The sequence below is a fragment of the Amycolatopsis melonis genome (assembly GCF_040064235.1).
Classification (GTDB): domain Bacteria; phylum Actinomycetota; class Actinomycetes; order Mycobacteriales; family Pseudonocardiaceae; genus Amycolatopsis; species Amycolatopsis melonis.
Map to the genome: position 1 here is coordinate 1 of NZ_JBDZYD010000006.1, position 21905 is coordinate 21905.

Annotated in this window: 17 protein-coding genes; 15 read left to right on the forward strand and 2 right to left on the reverse strand. The window is 71.9% G+C overall.

Translation table 11 applies throughout. The features are described 5' to 3' along the window. The first annotated feature begins 149 nt into the window (after nucleotides 1–149). From ABJI51_RS16915 to ABJI51_RS16955, 9 genes are all read left to right on the forward strand, one after another. Nucleotides 150–1040, forward strand: a complete 891-nt coding sequence (locus ABJI51_RS16915) for a transposase family protein (RefSeq protein WP_348948736.1) — start codon at nucleotides 150–152, stop codon at nucleotides 1038–1040. A gap of 394 nt (nucleotides 1041–1434) precedes the next feature. Then, on the forward strand, nucleotides 1435–2544 hold the full coding sequence (locus ABJI51_RS16920; protein WP_348951911.1) for an inositol-3-phosphate synthase: 1110 nt from the start codon (nucleotides 1435–1437) through the stop codon (nucleotides 2542–2544). Next, on the forward strand, nucleotides 2541–3374 hold the full coding sequence (locus ABJI51_RS16925; RefSeq protein ID WP_348951913.1) for an SCO3242 family prenyltransferase: 834 nt from the start codon (nucleotides 2541–2543) through the stop codon (nucleotides 3372–3374). The genes ABJI51_RS16920 and ABJI51_RS16925 overlap by 4 nt, the downstream gene beginning before the upstream one ends. Further along, nucleotides 3371–4192, forward strand: a complete 822-nt coding sequence (locus ABJI51_RS16930; protein WP_348951915.1) for a sugar phosphate isomerase/epimerase family protein — start codon at nucleotides 3371–3373, stop codon at nucleotides 4190–4192. Before ABJI51_RS16925 ends, ABJI51_RS16930 begins: the two co-directional genes overlap by 4 nt. Next, complete coding sequence (locus tag ABJI51_RS16935; RefSeq protein WP_348951917.1) at nucleotides 4189–4734, forward strand: EboA domain-containing protein; 546 nt, start codon at nucleotides 4189–4191, stop codon at nucleotides 4732–4734. The genes ABJI51_RS16930 and ABJI51_RS16935 overlap by 4 nt, the downstream gene beginning before the upstream one ends. Then, a complete protein-coding gene (locus ABJI51_RS16940; RefSeq protein WP_348951919.1) occupies nucleotides 4734–5585 on the forward strand; it encodes a TatD family hydrolase in 852 nt (283 codons plus the stop codon). Before ABJI51_RS16935 ends, ABJI51_RS16940 begins: the two co-directional genes overlap by 1 nt. Then, nucleotides 5582–6709, forward strand: coding sequence for a metabolite traffic protein EboE (gene eboE / locus ABJI51_RS16945; protein ID WP_348951921.1), 1128 nt, complete (start codon nucleotides 5582–5584; stop codon nucleotides 6707–6709). Before ABJI51_RS16940 ends, eboE begins: the two co-directional genes overlap by 4 nt. Continuing rightward, nucleotides 6706–8076: an alkaline phosphatase family protein gene (locus tag ABJI51_RS16950; RefSeq protein WP_348951923.1), complete on the forward strand. Its 1371-nt coding sequence runs from the start codon at nucleotides 6706–6708 to the stop codon at nucleotides 8074–8076. Before eboE ends, ABJI51_RS16950 begins: the two co-directional genes overlap by 4 nt. After that, nucleotides 8073–8732 carry a ThuA domain-containing protein gene (locus tag ABJI51_RS16955; protein WP_348951925.1) on the forward strand — a complete coding sequence of 220 codons (660 nt, stop codon included), beginning with the start codon at nucleotides 8073–8075 and terminating at the stop codon, nucleotides 8730–8732. Before ABJI51_RS16950 ends, ABJI51_RS16955 begins: the two co-directional genes overlap by 4 nt. A gap of 131 nt (nucleotides 8733–8863) precedes the next feature. Here ABJI51_RS16955 and xylA read toward each other — a convergent pair whose 3' ends face one another. Beyond that, nucleotides 8864–10012 carry a xylose isomerase gene (gene xylA, locus ABJI51_RS16960; RefSeq protein ID WP_348951927.1) on the reverse strand — a complete coding sequence of 383 codons (1149 nt, stop codon included), beginning with the start codon at nucleotides 10010–10012 and terminating at the stop codon, nucleotides 8864–8866. A 98-nt stretch (nucleotides 10013–10110) separates the two neighbouring features. Between xylA and ABJI51_RS16965 the strand changes: the two genes are divergently transcribed. Continuing rightward, on the forward strand, nucleotides 10111–11274 hold the full coding sequence (locus ABJI51_RS16965) for an ROK family protein (RefSeq protein WP_348951929.1): 1164 nt from the start codon (nucleotides 10111–10113) through the stop codon (nucleotides 11272–11274). A gap of 61 nt (nucleotides 11275–11335) precedes the next feature. Here ABJI51_RS16965 and ABJI51_RS16970 read toward each other — a convergent pair whose 3' ends face one another. Then, on the reverse strand, nucleotides 11336–14569 hold the full coding sequence (locus ABJI51_RS16970) for a S8 family serine peptidase (protein WP_348951931.1): 3234 nt from the start codon (nucleotides 14567–14569) through the stop codon (nucleotides 11336–11338). A gap of 207 nt (nucleotides 14570–14776) precedes the next feature. On the opposite strand from ABJI51_RS16970, the gene ABJI51_RS16975 reads away from it, so the two are divergent. From ABJI51_RS16975 to ABJI51_RS16995, 5 genes are all read left to right on the forward strand, one after another. Next, a complete protein-coding gene (locus ABJI51_RS16975; protein ID WP_348951933.1) occupies nucleotides 14777–15379 on the forward strand; it encodes a TetR/AcrR family transcriptional regulator in 603 nt (200 codons plus the stop codon). A gap of 2 nt (nucleotides 15380–15381) precedes the next feature. Next, complete coding sequence (locus tag ABJI51_RS16980) at nucleotides 15382–16290, forward strand: ABC transporter ATP-binding protein (RefSeq protein ID WP_348951935.1); 909 nt, start codon at nucleotides 15382–15384, stop codon at nucleotides 16288–16290. After that, nucleotides 16287–17831 carry an ABC transporter permease gene (locus ABJI51_RS16985; protein WP_348951937.1) on the forward strand — a complete coding sequence of 515 codons (1545 nt, stop codon included), beginning with the start codon at nucleotides 16287–16289 and terminating at the stop codon, nucleotides 17829–17831. The genes ABJI51_RS16980 and ABJI51_RS16985 overlap by 4 nt, the downstream gene beginning before the upstream one ends. A 173-nt stretch (nucleotides 17832–18004) precedes the next feature. Beyond that, nucleotides 18005–19453 carry an amidohydrolase gene (locus ABJI51_RS16990; protein WP_348951939.1) on the forward strand — a complete coding sequence of 483 codons (1449 nt, stop codon included), beginning with the start codon at nucleotides 18005–18007 and terminating at the stop codon, nucleotides 19451–19453. 76 nt (nucleotides 19454–19529) lie between these two features. Continuing rightward, on the forward strand, nucleotides 19530–21863 hold the full coding sequence (locus ABJI51_RS16995) for a GH92 family glycosyl hydrolase (RefSeq protein ID WP_348951941.1): 2334 nt from the start codon (nucleotides 19530–19532) through the stop codon (nucleotides 21861–21863). Nucleotides 21864–21905 lie beyond the last annotated feature (42 nt).

Here is a 21905-nt window from a genome sequence, read left to right on the forward strand (position 1 = left end):
CCCGAGCGCCCCAATGGGGTTGTTTCATCGTGGTTTGTGCTGGTGAGGGGTGTTGGGTGGGTGGTGGTTTGCCTGTGGTGGCAAGGAGGGGTGTTGGGACCGGTGTGGGTGGTGCTGGGGATGGGTGAAGCCCTCGGCAAGATCGAGATGTGAGTCAACAACCCGCCGAGGGCTTCGAGGCCCTTTCCTACCAGGTGGTTCTTCCGCTCTCGCGGTCGACCCTGCGGATGCTGGCCGAGCTGATCGGTGCCCACCGCCGCCGGTTGCGGTCCCGCTGGCGTAAGGCCACTCCCGCCGGGCAGGCACTGGTCGTGCTGGCTGTGCTGCGCCACGACCCGCGCCTGGCCCACCTCGGAGCCGGTATGGGAGTCTCCGCCGCCACGGTGCGCCGCTGGGTGCTGGAAGCGATCGCCCTGCTCGCCGCCCGCGCCACCCACCTGCACCGGGTCCTGCGCCGCCACGCCCGCGCGGGCGGGCAGGTGGTGCTGGTGGATGGCACCCTGATCCGGACCCGTCGCCGCACCGGCACGCACAACCGGGCCCACTACAACGGCAAACACAAACACCACGGCCTGGTTGTGCTCGCCCTGACCGACGAACACGGCCGGCTGTTATGGATCTCCCCGGCCCTGCCGGGCCGCACCGCCGACATCACCGCCGCCCGCCGGCTACGCATCCGCGAACGGCTCCACGTCCACGGCCTGACCCCGGCCGCAGACAAAGGGTTCCACGGCTGGCACAAAGACATCCGCACCACCCGTGACTGCCGCCGCTGCGGCGGAGCGTGTGAGCAGGTTGTGCTCACGCCTTACAAGGCCGAAGCCCGCCGGCCGCTGACGAAAGCGCAGAAGCAGGCCAACGCGGTGTTCTCGGCGATGCGGTGCGCGGTTGAGGGCGGCTTCGCTGCCCTCAAACACTGGCACATCCTCGACACTCTCCGCCTGCACCCCCGCCACGCCACCACCCTGCTGCGCGCCCTGCTCGTGCTCACCCAGCACGAACAACACGCCCGCGACACTGCCCAACCAAGCCCGGCCTGACCACTACCACACCCAGCCAACACAGCCTGACCAGCACAAACCAAGATGAAACAACCCCAATGTGGCCTTCGGTGCTCCTCCCATGCCCCCGCCGCCGCCCTCAACGGAAGCGCTGCGCGCCGCAGTGCCCATCCAGCGCACCCAAGGTGGCCTTCGGTGCTCCTCCCATACCCGCCGCCGCCCTCAACGGAAGCGCTGCGCGCCGCAGTGCCCATCGGTGCACCCAACGCCACATTGGGTTGTCCCCAGGTGGCCCGTACGAGCGAATGGAAACACCCGATCGGGTACAGCGATGTAGATCAGGTGGACATTCGCTCGCTCGCGGCGAGCGGGGTCCGGACCCGCGTGACGCCGGGGGCGGCGGCGCGGGCTGACCTGCGGAACTGGAGGAATCATGGGGAAGATCGGCGTCTGGCTGATCGGCGCCCGGGGATCGGTGGCCACGACGGCCGTGGCCGGGGCGGCCGCCCTGCGGGCGGGGCTGGCCGCGCGGACCGGGTGCGTGACCGAGCTGCCGGACTTCGCCGGGGCCGGGCTGCCCGGCCTGGGGGACCTGGTCTTCGGCGGCCACGACGTCGTCGGCACGCCGCTGGTCAAGCGGGCCGAGCAGCTCGCCGCGGCCGGGGTGCTGCCCGCGGCGCTGCCGGGTGCGGTGGCCGCGGAGCTGGAAGCGGCGGAGGCCCGGCTGCGCCCCGCGCCGTCCGGGGGCGGGCGCGCGGCGGCCGAGCAGATCGTCGCCGACCTCACCGAGTTCCGGGCGGGCCTGGACCACGTCGTGGTCGTCAACGTTTCCTCCACCGAACCGCCGTGCGAGCCGCACCCGGCGCACGCCTCCCTCGCCGCGCTGGAAGACGCGCTCGACACCCTGCCGCCGAGTGCGCTGTACGCCTACGCCGCCTTCCGGGCCGGTTGTGGCTTTGTCGACTTCACCCCGTCCACCGGTGCCCGGCTGCCCGCGCTCGACGAGCTGGCCCGCGCCACCGGGCAGCCGTACGCGGGCCGGGACGGCAAGACCGGCGAGACGCTGCTGCGGTCGGTGCTCGCGCCGATGTTCGCCCAGCGTGCGCTGAACGTCCTGGCGTGGTCGGGCACGAACCTGCTCGGCGGGGGTGACGGCGCCACGCTGGCCGACCCGGGCGCGGCGGCCAGCAAGAACGCGTCCAAGCAGCAGGTCCTGTCGCAGAACCTCGGCCGCGAGGTCGACGGCGAGGTGCACATCGACTACGTCCCGGCCCTCGGCGACTGGAAGACCGCCTGGGACCACGTCCTCTTCGAAGGCTTCCTCGGCGCGCGCATGACGCTGCAGCTCACCTGGCAGGGCTGTGACTCCGCGCTCGCCGCGCCGCTGGTGCTCGACCTCGCCCGGCTGACCGCCAAGGCGTGCCGCGACGGTGTCGCCGGGCCGGTGGCCGAGTTCGGCTTCTTCTTCAAGGATCCCGTCGGCGACGGCCCGCACGACCTCGCCGCGCAGTACGCGGCCCTGCGCGAGTGGGCGCACCGGTGAAGGCCTTCGTCGAACTCGTCCGCGCGCCCGCGGCGCTGACCGTGCCCGGGGACGCCGTCGCCGGGGCCGCGGCCTCGGGCTGGCCGTTCGGCCGCCGCACGCTCGCGCTGACCGGCGCGTCCGTCTGCATCTACTGGGCGGGCATGGCGCTCAACGACTACGCCGACCGCGGGCTCGACGCAGTCGAGCGGCCCGAACGGCCGATCCCGTCGGGCCGGGTCACGCCGCGCGCCGCGCTCGGCGTGGCCACCGGGCTGACCGCGGGCGGGCTGGGCATCGCGGCCGTCGCCGGCGGACGCCGGGCCCTGCGCGTCGCCGTGCCGCTGGCCGCGACCGTGTGGGCGTACGACTTCGTGCTCAAGAACACCGTGCTCGGCCCGGTCGCGATGGCCGCCGCCCGCAGCCTCGACGTCCTGCTCGGTGCGGGCGGTTCCCGGGCCGCACTGCCCGCGGCGCTGACCGTCGGGGCGCACACCCTGGCCGTCACGGCGCTGTCGCGGTCCGAAGTGGACGGTGCGAAACCCGCGCTGCCCGCGACCACCCTGGCCGCGACGGCGGGGGTGAGCTTCGCCGGCGCCGGCGCCGGCGGTGGCGCACTGGCCTCGGGACTGGTGGGCACGTATGCGCTGACCACCGGCCGGGCGCAGTACGACGCCGTCCGCGACCCGGCCGCGCCGAAGATCCGGCGGGCCGTCGGTGCCGGTATCCACGGCATGATCCCGTTGCAGGCCGGGCTGATCGCGCGGACCGGCGCGTGGCGCTCGGCGCTGGCCGTGGCGGTGGCGTTCCCGATCGCGCGGGCGCTGAGCCGGAAGGTGTCGCCGACGTGAGATTCGGGTACGGCACCAACGGGTTCGCCAACCACCGCCTCGGTGACGCGCTGCGCGTCCTGGCCGACCTCGGCTACGACGGCGTCGCGCTGACGCTCGACCACCAGCACCTCGACCCGTTCGGGCCGGACCTCGCCCGCCGGGTCGCCGCGCTGGCCGGGGAGCTGGACTCCCTCGGCCTCGCGGTCGTGATCGAGACGGGCGCGCGGTTCCTGCTCGACCCGTGGCGCAAGCACTCGCCGACGTTCCTCGACCCCGACCGCGCGCGCCGCATCGAGTTCCTGACCCGGGCCGTGGAGATCGCGGCCGATCTCGGGGCGGAGGCCGTGTCGTTCTGGAGCGGCAACAAACCCGCCGGGCTGGCCACCGAGGAAGCCTGGACGCACCTGGTGGACGGCTGCGCGGAGGTGCTCAAGGCCGCCGACGAGCACGACGTCAAGCTCGGGTTCGAACCCGAACCGGGGATGCTCGTCGAGGACCTCGACGGCTACTTCGCCCTCTCGGCCCGGCTCGGCGATCCGGAGCGGTTCGGGCTGACGCTGGACATCGGGCACTGCCGGTGCAACGAGTCCGCGTCCGTGCCCGACTGCGTCCGCCGGGCGCTGCCGCGGCTGGTGAACGTGCAGATCGACGACATGCGCCGCGGCACGCACGAACACCTCGAATTCGGGAAGGGCGAGATCGACTTCCCGCCCGTGCTGGCGGCGCTGGCGCCCTACACCGGGCTGGTGGCCGTCGAGCTGCCGCGGGACAGCCACGCGGCACCGCGGATCGCCCGCGAGTCCCTCGAATTCCTGCGGAAGGCGGTGACGGCGTGAACGCCTGGCTCGACGACGCACTGACCAAGGTGGCCGCCGACGCGGCCGCGCTGCGGACGCTGTTCCCCGCCGTCGGCCGCCGGGTCGGACGGGGACCGTCGGACGTTCCCGGGTGGACGGTCGACGACGTGGCCCGCGTCCGGCTGCTGGAGGCCGCGCCGGGTGCCGCGGCCGAGATGCCGGATCTCTACCGGTTCGGCGACGCGGCCGAGAAGCGTGCCGTCCTGTATGGACTGTCCGTCGTGGACATCGGGGACGCCGGAGTCGAGCTGGTCGCGGACGCCCTCCGCACCAACGACACCCGGCTGGTCACCGCCGCGATGGGGGAGTACGCCGCCACGCACCTCGACGACGCCGCGTACCGCCACGGCGTCCTCAAGTGCGTCTTCATGGGCATTCCCCTGGCCTCGGTGGCCGGCCTGGACCGCCGGGCCGACGCGGAGCTGCGGCGCATGCTGCGGTCGTTCGCGGCCGAGCGCACCGCCGCGGGCCGCGAAGTGCCCGCCGACCTCCTCCCGCTGCTGGCAGAACAGGACGCCTGATGCGTATCTTCGATCCCCACATCCACATGAGCTCCCGGACCACCGACGACTACGCGGCCATGCACGCCGCCGGCGTCCGTGCGCTCGTCGAACCGGCGTTCTGGCTGGGCCAGCCCCGCACGAACGTCGGCAGCTTCACCGACTACTTCGACGCGCTCGTCGGGTGGGAGCCGTTCCGGGCGAGCCAGTTCGGCATCGCCCACCACTGCACGATCGCGCTCAACCCCAAGGAGGCCAACGATCCCCGCTGCACGCCGGTGCTGGACGTGCTGCCGCGCTACCTGGAGAAGGACGGCGTGGTCGCGGTCGGCGAGATCGGCTACGACTCGATGACCGCCGAGGAGGACACGGCGTTCGCCGCGCAGCTCGCCCTGGCGATCGACCACGACCTGCCCGCGATGGTGCACACGCCGCACCGCGACAAGGCGGCCGGGACCGAGCGCAGCATCGCCGTCGTCCGCGAGTCCGGCATCGCGCCGGAGCGGGTGGTGCTCGACCACCTCAACGAGGTGACCGTGCGGATGGTCAAGGAGTCCGGCTGCTGGATGGGGTTCTCGATCTACCCGGACACCAAGATGGACGAAGACCGGATGGTCGCGATCCTCCGCGAGTACGGCACCGAGCGCGTGCTGGTGAACTCCGCGGCCGACTGGGGCAAGAGCGACCCGCTCAAGACCCGCAAGACCGGCGACGCGATGCTGGCCGCGGGGTTCACCGAGGACGACGTCGACCGTGTGCTGTGGCGCAACCCCGTGGAGTTCTACGGCCAGAGCGGCCGCCTGGACCTCGACGGCGGGACGGCGGACGCCGAGTTCGCGGGCAACTCGATCCTGCGGGGAGCACGCAAGTGAGGTTCCGGCATCGCGACGGCACGCTCGTCCACCTCGCCTACTGCACGAACGTGCACCAGGCCGAGGACCTCGGCGGCGTGCTCGCCCAGCTGGCCCGCTTCGGCGAGCCGGTGCGCGAGCGGCTCGGCGTGTCCCGCCTCGGCCTGGGGCTGTGGCTGGCCCGGCCGGTGGCGTCGGAGCTGGTGGCGAACCCGGCGGCGGTGGCCCGGTTGCGCGCGGAGCTGGCCGCGCGCGGCCTGGAGGTGGTGACCTTCAACGGCTTCCCGTACCAGGGTTTCCACGACCCGGTCGTCAAGCACAAGGTGTACCGGCCGGACTGGGCGACGCCCGAGCGCACGCAGTACACCCTGGATCTGGCCCGGCTGCTCGGCGAGCTGATGCCGGACGACGCCGTGCGCGGCAGCGTGTCGACGCTCCCGCTGGGCTGGCGCACCGAATGGCGGGACGACCGGGGCCAGCTCGACGTGCTGGCCAAGGGACTGGCGGCGTTGGAGCGGCCGGTGCGGGTGGCGTTCGAGCCCGAACCCGGCTGCGTCATCGAAACCACCGGGCAGGCGGCAACACTGCTGTCCGAAGTGGACAAAGAATGGCTGGGTGTCTGCCTGGACACCTGCCACCTCGCCGTCGGGTTCGAGGATCCGGCGGCCGCGCTGGGCCGTCTCGGCGCCGCCGGGCTGGACGTCGTCAAGCTCCAGGCGTCGGCGGCGCTCGAGGCTGCTACGCCGGGCGATCCGGCGACGCGGCGCGCACTGGAGTCCTTTGTGGAGCCGCGGTTTCTCCACCAGAGCAACGAAGGCGCCCCGCCGGGCGCCGACGACCTCGACGTGGCACTGGCCGGTGGCCTGCCCGGTGCGACGCCGTGGCGCGTGCACTTCCACGTGCCGCTGCACGCCGACCCGGTGCCGCCGCTGACGTCGACCCGGCCGGTGCTGGCCGGGACACTGGCCGAGCTGTTCGGCGGCGCGGCCGCGCGCACCGACCACGTCGAGGTCGAGACCTACACCTGGCAGGTGCTCCCGGACGCACCCGCCGACGACGCCGGGCTGGTCGCGGGCATCGCGGCCGAGCTGGACTGGACCCGGCGCGAACTGACCACCCTTGGCCTGGAAGAGGTTTCGCTGTGAGCTTGCTGGTGCTCGACGTCGTCGGGCTGACCCCGCGGCTGCTGCCGCACATGCCCAACCTGCGCAAGATGGCCGAACCCGGCTTCACCGCGCAGCTGGACACGGTGTTCCCGGCCGTGACGTGCTCGGTGCAGTCGACGTTCCTGACCGGGCTGCAGCCGTCCGGGCACGGCATCGTCGGCAACGGCTGGTACTTCCGCGACCTCGGCGAGATCTTCCTCTGGCGCCAGCACAACAAGCTGGTCCAGGGCGACAAGTTCTGGGACGCCGCCCGCCGCGCGCAGGCCGGGCATCGCGTGGCGAACGTCTGCTGGTGGTACGCGATGGGCGCGGACACCGACCTGACGGTGACCCCGCGGCCGATCTACCACGCCGACGGCAAGAAGTCCCCGGACTGCTACACCTTCCCGCCCCAGCTGCACGACCGGCTGGTCGGCGACCTCGGCGAGTTCCCGCTCTTCACGTACTGGGGCCCGACGGCGGCCATCACGTCGTCGCGGTGGATCATCGCCGCGGCGCAGAAGATCATGACCGAGGACCGGCCGGACACCACCCTGGTCTACATCCCGCACCTGGACTACGACCTGCAGCGCTTCGGCCCGGACGCGCCACAGGCCGCGGCCGCCGCCCGCGAGATCGACGCGGCGTTGAAGCCCCTGCTGGACTTCGCGGCCGCGGGCGGGCACACGGTCGTCGCGTTGTCGGAGTACGGCATCACGAACGCGAGCCGCCCGGTGGACATCAACCGGGCACTGCGGCGCGAAGGCCTGCTCAACGTGTACGTCCAAGCGGGCATGGAGTACCTGGACCCGTGGACGTCGCGGGCGTTCGCGGTGGCCGACCACCAGGTCGCACACGTGTACGTCGCCGACCCGGCGGACCTGCCGCGCGTGCGGGACATCGTCGCGGGACTGTCCGGAGTGGACGTCGTGCTCGACCGGGCAGGCCAGGCCGGGCTCGGCATCGACCACGAGCGCGCGGGCGAGCTGGTCGCGATCGCCGAGCCGGACGCGTGGTTCACGTACTACTACTGGCTGAGCGACGACCGCGCGCCGGACTTCGCGAAGACCGTCGAGATCCACCGCAAGCCCGGCTACGACCCGGCCGAGCTGTTCTTCGACCCGAACGACCCGAAGGTCAAGCTGAAGGCGGCGGCGGCACTGGCCCGCAAGAAGCTCGGCCTGCGCTATTCGATGCAGGTGGTCCCGCTCGATCCCGCGCCGGTCCGCGGCAGCCACGGCCGCCTGCCGGATTCGCCGGAGGACGGCCCGGTGCTGCTGTGCTCGGACCCGTCGCTGGCCCGGGAGAAGATCCACGCGACGGAGGTCAAGGACCTCCTGCTGGCGGCCGCGGTTCCCACCGAGTGAAGCGGGTTTCCGTGCGGGTGCTGGTGTTCTCCAAGACGGCCGGGTACCGGCACGACTCGATCCCGGCCGGGATCCAGGCGATCCGGGAACTGGGTGCGGCACACGGGTTCGACGTCACGGCGACGGAAGACGCGTCGGCGCTGACGTCGGCCCCGTGGGCGGCGGTGGTGTTCCTGTCGACCAGCGGCGAGGTACTGGACCCGGCGCAGCAGGCGGCGTTCGAGTCCTATGTGGAGGAAGGCGGCGGCTACGCCGGCATCCACGCCGCGGCCGACACGGGGTACGGCTGGCCCTGGTACGGACGGCTGGTGGGGGCGTGGTTCAAGAACCATCCGGCAATCCAGCAGGCGCGGATCATGACCGAGGACGCCACCCACCCGGCGACGGCCCACCTGCCGCCGGTGTGGACCCGCACCGACGAGCTGTACAACTATCGCACCAACCCGCGTGGCCGGGTCCGCGTGCTCCAGACGCTGGACGAGTCCAGCTACACCGGCGGCGAGATGGGGGCGGACCACCCGATCACGTGGTGCCACCCCCAGGGCAGGGGCCGGGCCTTCCACACCGGGCTCGGCCACACGACCGAGTCGTACACCGACCCGGCCTTCCGCACGCTGCTGCTGGGCGCGATCCGGTACGCCGCCGGGCTCGCATAATTCCGTGAACGGCCCATGCACAGACGCCAAGTCCGTGAACGGGCCGGGCCGCCGCGGGCAGGCTGCCGCCGAGTGCTCTGAAGGCCACCTTCAGGGCATCAGGTGCCCTGAAGGTGGCCTTCGGAGGCTTGTCAGCGAACGCCCATCAGGTGCTCCAGGGCCAGCTGGTTGAGCCGCGTGAAGTGGTAGCCGCGGGCGGCGGCCTCGTCCAGGTCGAACTCGTCGTTCAGCACGTCGTCGAACGTCTCGCCCGGGGCCAGCGTCGGCGTCGACAGGTCGGTGACGCGGGATGCCGCCAGTGCCTCCGCGACCTCGGGGTCCGACCGGAACTTCGCCGACTTCTCCTTGAGGATCAGGTAGGTCCGCATGTTCGCCGCCGCCGAGGCCCAGACGTCTTCGGCGTCCTCGGTGCGCATCGGCTTGTAGTCGAAGTGGCGGGGACCCTCGTAGCCGGCGTTCTCCAGCAGGTCGACCAGGAAGAACGCGCTCTTCAGGTCGCCGTGGCCGAAGATCAGGTCCTGGTCGTACTTCGGGCCGTGCTGGCCGTTGAGGTCGATGTGGAACAGCTTGCCCTGCCACAGCGCCTGCGAAATGCCGTGCACGAAGTTGAGCCCGGCCATCTGCTCGTGCCCGACCTCCGGGTTCAGCCCGAACATCTCCGGCCGCGCGAGCTGGGAGATGAAGCCCAGCGCGTGCCCGATCGTCGGCAGCAGGATGTCGCCGCGCGGCTCGTTCGGCTTCGGCTCCAGCGCGAACCGCAGGTTGTAGCCCTTCTCGACGACGTAGTCCGCGAGGAGGTCGAGGCCTTCCTTGTAGCGGTCGAGTGCCGCGCGGACGTCCTTCGCCGCGTCGGACTCGGCGCCTTCGCGGCCGCCCCACACGACGTAGGTCTCCGCGCCCAGCTCGGCGGCCAGGTCGAGGTTGCGGCGCACCTTCCGCAGCGCGTACCGCCGGATGTCACGGTCGTTGCTGGTCAGGCCGCCGTCCTTGAACACCGGGTGGGTGAACAGGTTCGTCGTCGCCATCGGGACCTTCAGGCCGGTCTCGGCGAGCGCCTTGCGGAACCGCTCGATCGCCTTGTCGCGGTCGGGCTCGGTGGCCAGCAGGTCGTCGTCGTGGAAGGTCACGCCGTAGGCGCCCAGCTCCGCCAGGCGGTGGACGCTCTCCACCGGATCCAGCGGCGCCCGCGTCGCGACCCCGAACGGGTCGTTCGCCGGCCAGCCCACGGTCCACAGGCCGAAGGTGAACTTGTCGGCCGGCCGGGGGGCGTAGTCGCTCATGACTGTCCCTTCATTTAGTTCACGTTGTAGACTAAATATGCGCCGCGGCGGTCCCGGGCGTCAAGAGGCCGGTTAAGGTGCTTCGCAGGAGGGACACGATGACGCAGGCCGTGCGGCACGAGGAGATGCGCGCCCGCAACCTCGAGGTCGTGCTGGGCGCGGTCAGCCGCGGCGGGCCGCTGACCAGGGCCGCGCTGGCCGAGGTCACCGGGCTGACCAAGTCCACGGTGTCGAAGCTCGTCGGTGACCTGGTCGACGCGGGCCTGCTCGCCGAAACCGGTCCCGCCCGCGCGGGCGAACGCGGCCGTCCGGGCGTGGAGGTCGTGCTCAGCGGCGAGCGGGTGGCGGCGCTGGGGCTGGAGATCAACGTCGACTACCTCGCCGCGCGCGTCCTCGACCTGACCGGCGCGGTTCGCTGCGCGGCCCGCCGCGAGCGGGACAACCGCGGCTCGCGGCCGAAGAAGGTGCTCGGGGAGCTGCAGGCGCTGGCCACCGAGGTCCTCGCCGAGGCCCACCGGCTGGGGCTGGAGGTGGCGGGCGCGGCACTGGCGGTGTCCGGCCCGGTCGGCGACGGCGTCGTGTTCAGCGCCCCCAACCTCGGCTGGCAGGACGTCCGCGCGGCCGACCTGCTGCGGCTGCCGGTCCCGGTGGAGCTGGACAACGAGGCGAACCTCGCGGCACTGGGCGAGCTCTGGTACGGCGACGGCGAACGCGACTTCCTCTACGTGTCCGGCGAAGTCGGCATCGGCGCGGGCCTGGTGGTGAACGGCACGCTGTACTCCGGCGCGACCGGCCTGGCCGGTGAGCTGGGCCACGTCGTCGTCACCCCGGACGGCCCGGCCTGCCGCTGCGGCGGAAACGGCTGCCTGGAGACCTACGCGGGCCAGGAAGCGTTGCTGGCGGCGGGAAACAGCCCGTCGCTCCCGGCACTGCTGGCCGCCCTCGGCCGCGGCGACCGCGTGGCCCGCGACGCGTGCGCCTCGGCCGGACGGGCACTGGGCATCGCCCTGACGTCGGCGGTGAACCTGCTCGACCTCGACCGCATCGTGCTGGGCGGGGTGTTCACGCAGCTGTACCCGTGGCTGTCCGGCCCGGTGTCGGAGGTGCTGACCACCCGCCTCGGTGGCCTCCGCGGCGCACCCCCGGCAATGTCGGCGTCCCGCCTGGGCGGCGACGCGGCCACCCTCGGCGCCGCGGGCCGCGTCATCCACCGCGTCCTCGCCGACCCGGCGCCCTTCCTCACCCGCGCCCAGGAAGCCTGAATGCTCCGAAGGCCACCATCAGGGCGTCAGGTGCCCTGATGGTGGCCTTCGGAGGCGTTGCCTAGCTCACCGCGTTGATCAGCACCAGCGAGGAGCCGACCGGGACGCCGGTGTCGGTCTTCACCGTCAGCTGACCGCGCAGGGTGCGGCCCGCGGCCGGGGCCGCGGTGGCGGTCACCGTCGCCGGCACCGTCCACGAGGTGCCCGACGCGTGCGCGGTGTCCGTGTCGGTCACCGCGACCGAACCGAACGCCGGGTTGGTGAACACGTCGAGGTAGTCGAACTCGGTGCTGCCGCTGGGCACCGCGTACCCGTCGACCAGCGCGACCCACGTGCCCGCCGCCGGGTTGGCCACGGTCACCGACTCCTCCGAGTCACCGTCGGCGCTCGATCCCGCCTGCACGCACGTTCCGGTCGTGCAGTTGTACAGCACCAGGTCCAGGTCGGCGCCGACGTCGGACGTCCGGCCGATCGTGACGGTCAGCGACTGCGAGCCCGCCGTCACCGGGATCTGGTACTGCTGCTTGACGCCTTCGGTGATCGACGGCCGCTGCGTCTTCGCGCTGCCCAGCGTGGCGCCGGTCAGCTTGCCGGTGAACGCGCCGAGCGTGTTCTGCACGGTGTAGGACCGCGCGACCGGCGTGTTCAGCGTGGCCGATGCGATGGTGTCCGGGTTCGGCGAGATCGCCGTGCCCAGCACCGACGCCGACAGCTTGTACGGCGCTTCGTCCACATCGGACGTCCGCCGCGCCTCGACGACGATCTCCCACACACCCGGCAGCGGGTTGGCGATGGTGCGGCTGGTCGGCGTGCCGCCGGCGCAGCCCGCGCCCGCGTCGGGCAGGTAGCACGCGGTCGTCGCGGTGCTCGCCTCGGCCGGGACACCGGTCGGGTCGTACCGCAGGAACCGCACCTGGCCCTTGCCGGGGGCGCCGCCGCCCGCGTCCAGGTCCACCTTCAGCGCGCTGGCGCCCTGCGGCACCCGCACGAAGTAGCTGGCCGCCTGGTTGCGCGCGGCCTTGCCCGAGACGTCGACCTGGAAACCCTTCGCGGCGACGAACTCCTGCGGCGCGAAGACCGTGTTGAGGGTCTGCACGTCGATGCCGATCGTCAGCGGGTTGTCCAGGTACAGCAGCGCGGAGTGCACGCCTGCCGTCTTCGGGTTGACGTCCACCTTGAACGACACCGGCGTGTTCAGCGGCAGGACCACTGTGGACGGTGAGGAGAACGTGCCGTCGTTGCCGACCCAGCGCACGAAGTACGGCACCGGGTGCGCCGAGCCCGTGCTGCGGGTGATCGTGTACGTCCGCGTGTAGGCCTTGCCGACCGTCACGCCTTCGCGGTCGTGGATGCCCACGCCCGTGTTCGGCTTGGCCAGCAGGCCCGACAGCGCGGTGTGCACCTCGACCGACGTCGACACGGCGTCCGGCTTCGGGTTCAGCGAAAGCGCGACGAACGCCGCGGGAACGTTGAACAAGCCCGCGCCCTGGGCGTACGCGCCGATGCCCGGCACGAACCGCGCGGTCGACTTGATCGCCGCACGCAGCTGCGCCACCGGCGGCCGCTGCCCGTTGTGCGTCGCCTTGTACGCGCTCACCAGCAGTGCCGCCGCGCCGGTCGCCTGCGGCGCCGCCATCGACGTGCCCTGCAGCATCGCGTACCCGGCGGGCAGGGTGTACGTGCCGGCCACCGGGCTCGGCTTCTCCCACCGCGGGACGGTCGCGATCGCCGCGCCGGGCGCGATGATGTCCGGCTTGAAGCCACCGTCCTCACGCGGGCCGCGCGAGGAGAACGGGTGCATCGACTCGGGGTTCTGCGTGACCGAGCCGTAGTTCGACAGCCAGGTCTCCTTGGTGATGTACGAGCCGACCGAGAGCGCGTCCGTGGCCACCGACGGGTCGCCGACGGTGTTCGCCCCGGCGCCGCTGTTGCCCGCCGAGATGAAGATCTGGACGTTGTACTCGGCGATCGTGCGGTTGTACAGCTCCGCGCGGGCGTTGTTGCCGTCGTTGAGCGCGGGCAGGCCGCCGATCGAGATGTTGATGACGTCGGCGCCGTGGCTCGCGGCGTAGACGACACCGTCGATCAGGCCCGAGGAGGTGCAGCCGGCGCTGGTCAGGCAGACCTTGACCGAGAGCACCTTCGCGCCCGGCGCCGCGCCGTCCATCTTGCCGCCGAACAGGTCGTTGCCGGTGGCGATGCCTGCCACGTGCGAGCCGTGCTCGGCGCCGGCGATGCCGATGCCGACGAAGCCCGCCTTGTCGGTCTGGACCACGAAGGCCATCCGCTCGGCGATGTCGGTCGCCGGGTTGTCGGTGCCGAAGAAGCCGACGTCGTACTTCTTGTTGTAGTCGGTCATCGGCTTCTCGTCGGTGAAGTCGCCGTCGCCGTCGAGGTCGACCCGGACTTCCTTGGTGGCGGTGTCGAGCAGCACGCCCCAGGAGTCGGCGCGGTCGCCGTCGCGGTTGACGTCCCCGCCGGTCTCGCTGTCCGCGGCGCCCAGGTCGCCCGCGGTCTCGCCGAACACGCCGAAGGTGTACGGGCCACCGGTCGCCGGGGCCTTCCACGTCTTGCCGTTCGCGGTGAAGTCGCCGGTGTAGGTCTGCGTGGACTGCTTGACCCAGGTGCCGTCGCCGGAGTTGGTGGCGTTGGCGTTGTACCAGTCGACGATCTTGCGTTCGCCGTGGCTGGTGGTGGCCAGCGCGGGGGAGTCGAGGTCGACGCCGGAGTCGAGCACCGCGACCGTGGTGTCCTTGCCGTCCCAGTTCGGCAGGACCTGGCCGAACTGCGCGGCGTAGGTGTCCCCGGTGGGCAGGTACGGGTTGACGCGCGGGGTGTCCTTGCCCGGGGCCGGCTGCGGCAGCGGGGTCATCGCGCCGTCGGGCTTCGGGTCGTCGCGCACGATCAGGCCGTCGACGTCGACGGCGTTCACGGACTTGAGCTTCGCGGCCTTTTCGGCCTTGTCGGGCGGGATGCTGACCTTGAGGTAGTCGAGCTTCGCGTCGGTGGACTGGACGACGCCGCCGAGGGCCTTCAGCTCGTCGGCGGCGGCGCCGGTCTGGCCCTTCTCCGCAGCGATGAGCAGCGTGACGTCCGGCTTGCCTGCCTTTTCGGCCTCGGCGACCAGCGCGCGGTCGTGCTCGTCGAGGGTCTTGCCGTCGGCCGCGCCGTTGACGGGCGGGGCCTGCTGCGCGGAGGCCACGGGAACGGCGACGCCGAGAACGGAGGCGCCGAGTGCGGTGGCGAGGACGGTGATCCCGGCCCGCCGTCTCCAGCGCGATCTGTGCTGTGTCATCCGAGCAGTACACAGGGTGGGATCTTCGGCAGCAATCAGACGATTAGCCCATCGACCGCAATTGGTTGCGAGCCGAATGGCCTAACCGGCTCGGCGGTTAGGCGGTCACCGGAAGCGCCACTTTCACGTGAAAGTGGCGCCTTGCTATACGCACGTATAGCGCGCTACATTCTCGTGTAGTCGACTACACGCACGTATAGGACCTTGATGAACTCCGAAGACCTCACTGCCCGGGCCCGGATCCGCGACGCCGCCATCCGGCTGTTCACCGAACGCGGCATGGAGAAGACGTCGATCCTGGACATCGCGCGGGAGGCCGGGGTGTCCGGCGGGCTGATCCGCCACCACTTCGGCTCGAAGGACGGCCTGCGTGCCGCCTGCGACACCTACGTCTTCGGCGAACTGCTCAAGTTCAAGGAGGAGGCGCTCGAGAAGGGGCACGCGGATCCGGGTTTCGTGCCGACGTTCGACGCCCGGCAGCTGCTGTTCCGCCGCTACATGGGCCGGGCGATGATCGACGGCTCGGAAGCCGCCGCCGTGCAGTTCGCCGAGATCGTCGACGGCACCGAACGCTACTTCCGCGAGCAGGAGCCGGGCATGCCCGACCCGCGGGCCTGCGCGGCGGCGCTCGCGGCGATGACCGGCGGGATGATGATCCTGCAGGACCACGTCGCCCGCGCGCTCGGCGAGGAACCGGGCACCCACGAGGCCATGCTGCGCATGTCGCTCGCCGCCGGATACCTGTTCACGCATCCCCTCGGCACGCCCGAATCCCTCAAGAAGGCCACGGAAACCCCACGGAAGGAATGACGATGGCCGAAGCGATCACCGCGGACGGCCTCACCAAGGCGTTCGGCGCAGTGAAGGCCCTCGACGGGCTCGACCTGACCGTCCACACCGGGGAGGTGCACGGGTTCCTCGGACCCAACGGCGCCGGCAAGACCACCACGATCCGCATCCTGCTGGGGCTGATGCGGGCCGACGGCGGCCGCGCCACCCTGCTCGGCGGCGACCCGTGGACCGACGCGACCGAGCTGCACCGGCGGCTCGCGTACGTGCCCGGCGACGTCACCCTCTGGCCGAACCTCACCGGCGGCGAGGTCATCGACCTGCTCGGCCGCCTACGCGGCGGTCTCGACCCGAAGCGGCGCGCGGACCTCGTCGAGCGCTTCGGCCTCGACCCGCGCAAGAAGGGCCGGACGTACTCGAAGGGCAACCGGCAGAAGGTCGCGCTGGTCGCGGCCCTGGCGTCCGATGTGGAGCTGCTGGTGCTCGACGAGCCGACGTCCGGGCTCGACCCGCTGATGGAGGAGGTGTTCCGGCAGGTCGTCGCGGAGGAACGGGAGCGCGGCGACCGGACCGTGCTGCTGTCGTCGCACATCCTGTCCGAGGTCGAGGCGCTGTGCGACCGCGTCACGATCGTCCGGGACGGCCGCACGGTCGAGTCGGGCACCCTGGACGAGCTGCGCCACCTCGGCCGGATCACGATCGACGCCTCGCTCGCGCACGTGCCACCGGACCTGGCGGCGGTGCCGGGCATCCACGACCTGAGCACGTACGGCTCGCACGTCCACCTGTCCGTCGACCAGGCGGACCTGGACGACGTCATGCGGCACCTGGCCGAAGCGGGACTGCGCAGCCTGGTGAGCCGCCCGCCGACACTGGAGGAGCTGTTCCTGCGTCACTACCGCCACGACGTCCCGGCGGGAGCGGCGCGATGACCGGGACCGCGGCGCTGCTGCGGCTCGTGCTGCGCCGCGACCGGCTGCTCATGCCGCTGTGGATCCTCGCCCTGGCGGCCGCGCCGCTGGGTTACCTGTCGTCGATCGAGGCGGCGTACCCGGATGCGGTGTCGCGGCAGCACTTCTACGACCTCAACGCGGCCAGCGCGACGTTCGTGGTCCGCAACGGCCCGCTCTACGGCTCCTCGGCGGGGAACCTGCTGGCGTGGCAGTGCGGGTTCGTCCCGGTCGTCGTGGGCCTGATCGCGCTGCTCACGGTGATCCGCCACACCCGGGCTGAGGAGGAGGCGGGCCGCCGGGAACTGACCGGCGCGACGGTCGTCGGACGGCACGCCGGACTGGCCGCGGCGATGCTCGCCACGTGCGGCGCATGCGTGGTCCACGGGCTGCTGGTGGCGTTCGGCGTTGCCGCGCAAGGGGTTCCGCCGGCGGGCGCGCTGGCGCTGGGAGCCGGATTCACGCTGGCGGGCTGGGTGTTCGCGGGCGTCGGCGCGGTCGCCGCGCAGCTCACCTGGGGCGCGGGCGGCGCGCGCGGCATCGGGATCGGTGTGCTGGTCCTGGCGTTCCTGTTGCGCGCCGCGGGTGACAGCTCGTCGGCGGGCTGGCTGTCCTGGCTGTCGCCGATCGGCTGGGCGCACCGGCTGCGGCCGTTCGCGGGGGAGCAGTGGTGGGTTCTCCTACCGGGCGTCGCGGCAACGGGCTTGCTGGCGGCACTGGCGGTCGCGTTGGCCGGACGTCGTGACCTCGGCGCGGCCCTGCTCCCGGCCCGGCCGGGCCGGGCGGCGGCGAAGGCGTCCCTGCGGTCGCCGTGGGCACTGGCCTGGCGGCTGCAGCGGGGAACGCTGCTGGTCTGGACCGTCTGCCTCGGGCTTGTCGGGCTGCTGATGGGCGGCGTGGCGAAGAACGTCACGGAGATGATGCGGGACAACAAGGCGGTCGCGGACGTGCTGTCCCGGATGGGTGGCGGCGGCGAACCGTACCTGGCGGGGACGATGACGTTGTTCGGCCTGGCAGCGGCGGGCTACGCGGTGCAGGCGACGCTGAAACTGCGTGCGGAGGAGGCGTCCGGGCGCGCGGAACCGGTGCTGGCGACGGCGACCGGGCGGATCGGCTGGGCGCTGGGACACCTGACGTTCGCGGTGCTGGGCCCGGCGTTCGTGCTGGCGGTGACGGGCCTGGCAACCGGCCTGACGTCCGGCGTCACGCTGGTCCCGGCGGCGCTGGCACAGCTGCCGGCGGTCTGGGTCCTGACCGGGCTGGCCGCGGCGCTGATCGGTTTCCTGCCCCGCTTCGCGGCGGCGGCGTGGGGACTGCTGGGCGGATTCCTGCTGCTGTCGCTGGTGGGTTCGGCGTTGCGGTGGAACGATGTCGTCCTCGGCATCTCGCCGTTCCAGCATCTGGCGCGGCTGCCGGGCGGGACGTTCTCGGTCACGCCGGTCCTGTGGCTGGCGCTCATCGCTTTCGGCACCGGCATTGCGGGCCTGGCTGCCTTGCGGCGCCGGGACATGCCGGTGGGCTGAGCGGCAACCGAGGGAGTCGAACCCTGCGCGGCTTGTGAAGGCGGCGCTCGTAACCGGCCCAGTCCCTTCGGCGGGCGACGGCTGCCAGTGACTACAACGGAAGGAATACCCCCGCTGTTTTACTTTCAAGCGCGGTTTCACCCGGACGGGTCCGGGCTGGCAAGGTAACCGGCATGGATGATCTCCTGCTGCGCCGCGTGCGGCCCGGGCTCGGCGGCGCGCTCGCGGACGTCCGGGTGAACGACGGCCGGGTCACGTCGATCACCGAGCCGGGCTCGGACGGCTTCGCGGCCCGCGTCGTCGACGGGCACGGCGGCACGCTGCTGCCGGGACTGGTGGACGCGCACGTCCACGTCGTCCAGTGGGCGACGTTCCGGCGCCGGATCCCGCTGGACGCCGCGCGGTCGGCGGCCGAGGCGATCGAGCTGCTGCTGGCGCACCTGCTGGCGACGCCGTCTCCGCAGACGGAACTGGTCGTGGGCGCGGGGTTCCGCGACGGGCTGTGGCCGGACAAGCCGCACAAGGACCTGCTGCAGCGGGCGCTGCCGGGCCGCGCGGTCGCGTTGTTCAGCGCGGACCTGCACACGCTGTGGCTGAGCCCGGCGGCGCTGAAGCTCATCGGCCGCGACCACCTGACGGGGGTGCTGCTGGAGAACGACTGCATGAGCGCGACGGCCCAGCTCCCGACGGCGGCGATCGACGTCCAGGACCAGTGGGTGACCGAAGCGCTGGCCGCGGCGGCCGCGCGGGGTGTCACGCAGATCGTCGATTACGAATACGCGGACACGGTCGCGGACTGGACGCGCCGCGGGTCGAAGTCGATGCGCGTTTCCTGCGTCATCGCCCGGCACCTGCTGGACCAGACCATCGAGCGCGGCCACCGCACCGGCGACGTCCTGCCGGACTCGGGCGGGCTGCTCACGGTGGGGCCGTACAAGCTGTTCGTGGACGGTTCGCTCAACACGCGCACGGCGTACTGTCACGAGCCCTACCCCGGCAGCGGCTCGCCGGGCCTGCTGGAACTGCCGCCGTCCGAGCTGGTTCCGTTGATGCGGCGGGCGTTCGACCACGGGCTGCTCCCGGCGGTGCACGCGATCGGCGACCGCGCCAACACGATCGCGCTGGACGCCTTCGAGGAGGTCGGCTGCCCGGGCCGCATCGAGCACGCGCAGCTGCTGACCCCCGAGGACGTCCCGCGGTTCGCGGCGCTGGGCGTGATCGCGGCGGTCCAGCCCGCGCACCAGCCGGACGACCGCGACGTCGCCGACCGCCACTGGCACGGCCGGACGGCACGGGCGTTCCCGTACCGGTCGCTGCTGGAATCGGGTGCCCGCCTGGAATTCGGCTCGGACGCGCCGGTGGCCCCGCTGGACCCGTGGGACGGCATCGCCTCGGCGATCGCCCGCACGGACGACGACCGCCCGCCGTGGCACCCGGAGCAGGCGATCCCGTTCGCCGAGGCGCTGGCCTGTTCCTCGGGCGGCCGCCGCGGCGTCGCGGTGGGGGACGTGGCGGACCTGATGGTGACGGCGACGGATCCGTCCCTGCTGTCCCCGGCGGACCTGCGCAACCTCCCCGTGACGGCGACGATCGTCGGAGGGCACGTCACGCACCAGGTCTGAGCGGGGCTTGATTTGTCCACCGGACAACGGAAAGGATCATCCCGTGCAGTTGACAACGTTGTCAGGAGGACACGGGATGAGAGCGCGGACACGCGTCCTTGCCACCCTGCTCGCCGGTGCCGCCGCCGTGGCGCTCGCGACGCCCGCCCAGGCCGCCGGGCCGCGGTTCGCCGACGATCCCACCACGCTCGTCGACACCTCGATCGGCAACAACGGGGACGGCACCACCTTCCCGGGCGCCACCACGCCCTTCGGCATGGTCCAGCTCAGCCCGGACACCCAGCTCAAGAAGTACGCGTCCTACGACTACGCGCAGGACACCATCCTCGGCTTCAGCCACACCCACCTGTCCGGCGTCGGCTGCCAGACGATGGGGAACTTCCGGTTCATGCCCACCACCGGCGCCGTCACCAGCAGCGATCCCGCCCAATACGGCGCGAAGTTCAGCCACGGCAACGAAATCCGGCAGCCCGGGTACTACGGCGTCAAGCTCGACAGCGGCATCGACGCCGAGCTGACCGCCACCCAGCGCACCGGGCAGCACCGCTACACCTTCCCCGAGACCGCGACCAGCGAGAACGTCCTCATCGAGGTCGGCGAGAGCAACGGCTACACCTACGCCGGGGACGTCCACGTCGTCGGCGACGACACCGTCGAAGGCTGGCTGCAGGGCGGCAACTTCTGCTGGGAAACCCAGAAGGAACGCTACAAGGTCTTCTTCAGCGCCAAGTTCGACCGCAAGTTCACCGGTTTCGGCACCTGGACCGACGCGAAGCTGACGCCGAACCAGCGCGACGCCAAGCTCGGCTCCCGGCGCGCCGGGGCCTGGCTCACCTTCGACACCGCCAGCAAGCAGGTCGGCGCCTCCGTCGGCCTGTCGTACACCTCCGTCGACGGTGCCCGGCTCAACCGGACCGCCGAGCAGCCCGGGTCGTTCGGCCGGGCGCGGCAGGCCGCGCACGACACGTGGCGGGACGAGCTGAACCGGCTGCGCGTCGCCGGCGGGACGACCGCCGACCAGCGCACCTACTACAGCGCCCTCTACCGGTCGCTGCTGCACCCGTCCGTCGGGTCCGATGTGGACGGTGCATACCGCGGCTTCGACGACCGCGTCCACCGCAGCCGCGACACCTACTACCAGATGTTCTCGCTGTGGGACACCTACCGCTCGCAGAACCAGCTCGTCGCGCTGCTGCACCCGGACAAGGCGGCCGACATGACAAAGTCCGTCCTGAAGATCGCCCAGGACGGCGGCTGGGTACCGCGGTGGGCGCTCGCGAACGGCGAGACGAACGTGATGAGCGGCGACCCCGTCACGCCGTGGGTGGTGGACAACTACCGCCGCGGCCTGCTCGACGACCGGACCGCGCGGCAGCTGTTCGACGCCTTGTGGCGCAACGCCAACGAGGTGCCGCAGGACCAGTCGGTCTTCCGCGGCCGTGACGGCAACCCGACGTACGTCAAGAACGGCTGGATCGGCTACCAGGACCTGCCGGGCTACACCTACGGCGACACCCGCCAGGCCGGTTCGGCGACCCTGGAGTACGCACTCGCCGACTGCGCACTGTCCACAATGGCGTCCGGGCTCGGCTACCGCGACAAGGCGGCCACCCTGCGGGCCCGCTGCGGCAACTTCGCGAAACTGTGGGACACCGGCGTCGAATCCCGCGGCTTCACCGGGTTTCCGCGGACGAAGGCCGCGGACGGCACCGGCGTCGGCGACCCCGACCCGGCGAAGTCAACCGGGTTCCACGAGGGCACGCCGTGGCAGTACCAGTGGCTCGCCCAGCAGGACACCGCGAAGCTGTTCGGCCTGATGGGCGGGCCGGCGAAGGCGGAGCAGCGGCTCGACACCTTCTTCGACCTGCCGCTGCTGCTGACCGATCCGGCCAAGGCCGCCAAGGACTCCTGGGTCCACGGCGCGTACGACTACCACAACAACTTCGCCTTCAACCCGAACAACGAGCCCGACCTGCACGCGCCCTGGATGTACAGCTGGACCGGCGCGCCGTGGAAGACCTCGGCGGTGCTGCGGGCGGCGCGGACGTTGTTCACCGACACGCCCTACGGCATGCCCGGCAACGACGACCTCGGCACCATTTCGGCGTGGCTCGTCTTCGGCATGACCGGCGTGTTCGAGGCCCAGCCCGGGTCCGGGACGTACCTGCTGAGCACGCCGATGTTCGAGAAGGTCGAGATCCGCCCGGCAGGCGGCCGAAAGATCGAGATCGAGGCGCCGGGCGCGAGCGCGGCGAAGCTCCAGTACACGAAGGACGTCCACATCGGACACCGCGGCTACGACCGCAGCTGGATCTCCCACGCCGATCTGCTGCGCGCGGGCAAGATCCGCTTCTCCCTCAGTGACACCCCCACCTCCTGGGGCACCCTCGCCACCCCGCCCGCCATGTGACCAAGTTGGTGAAGGCCGCCTTGAGGCTCAAGGCGGCCTTCA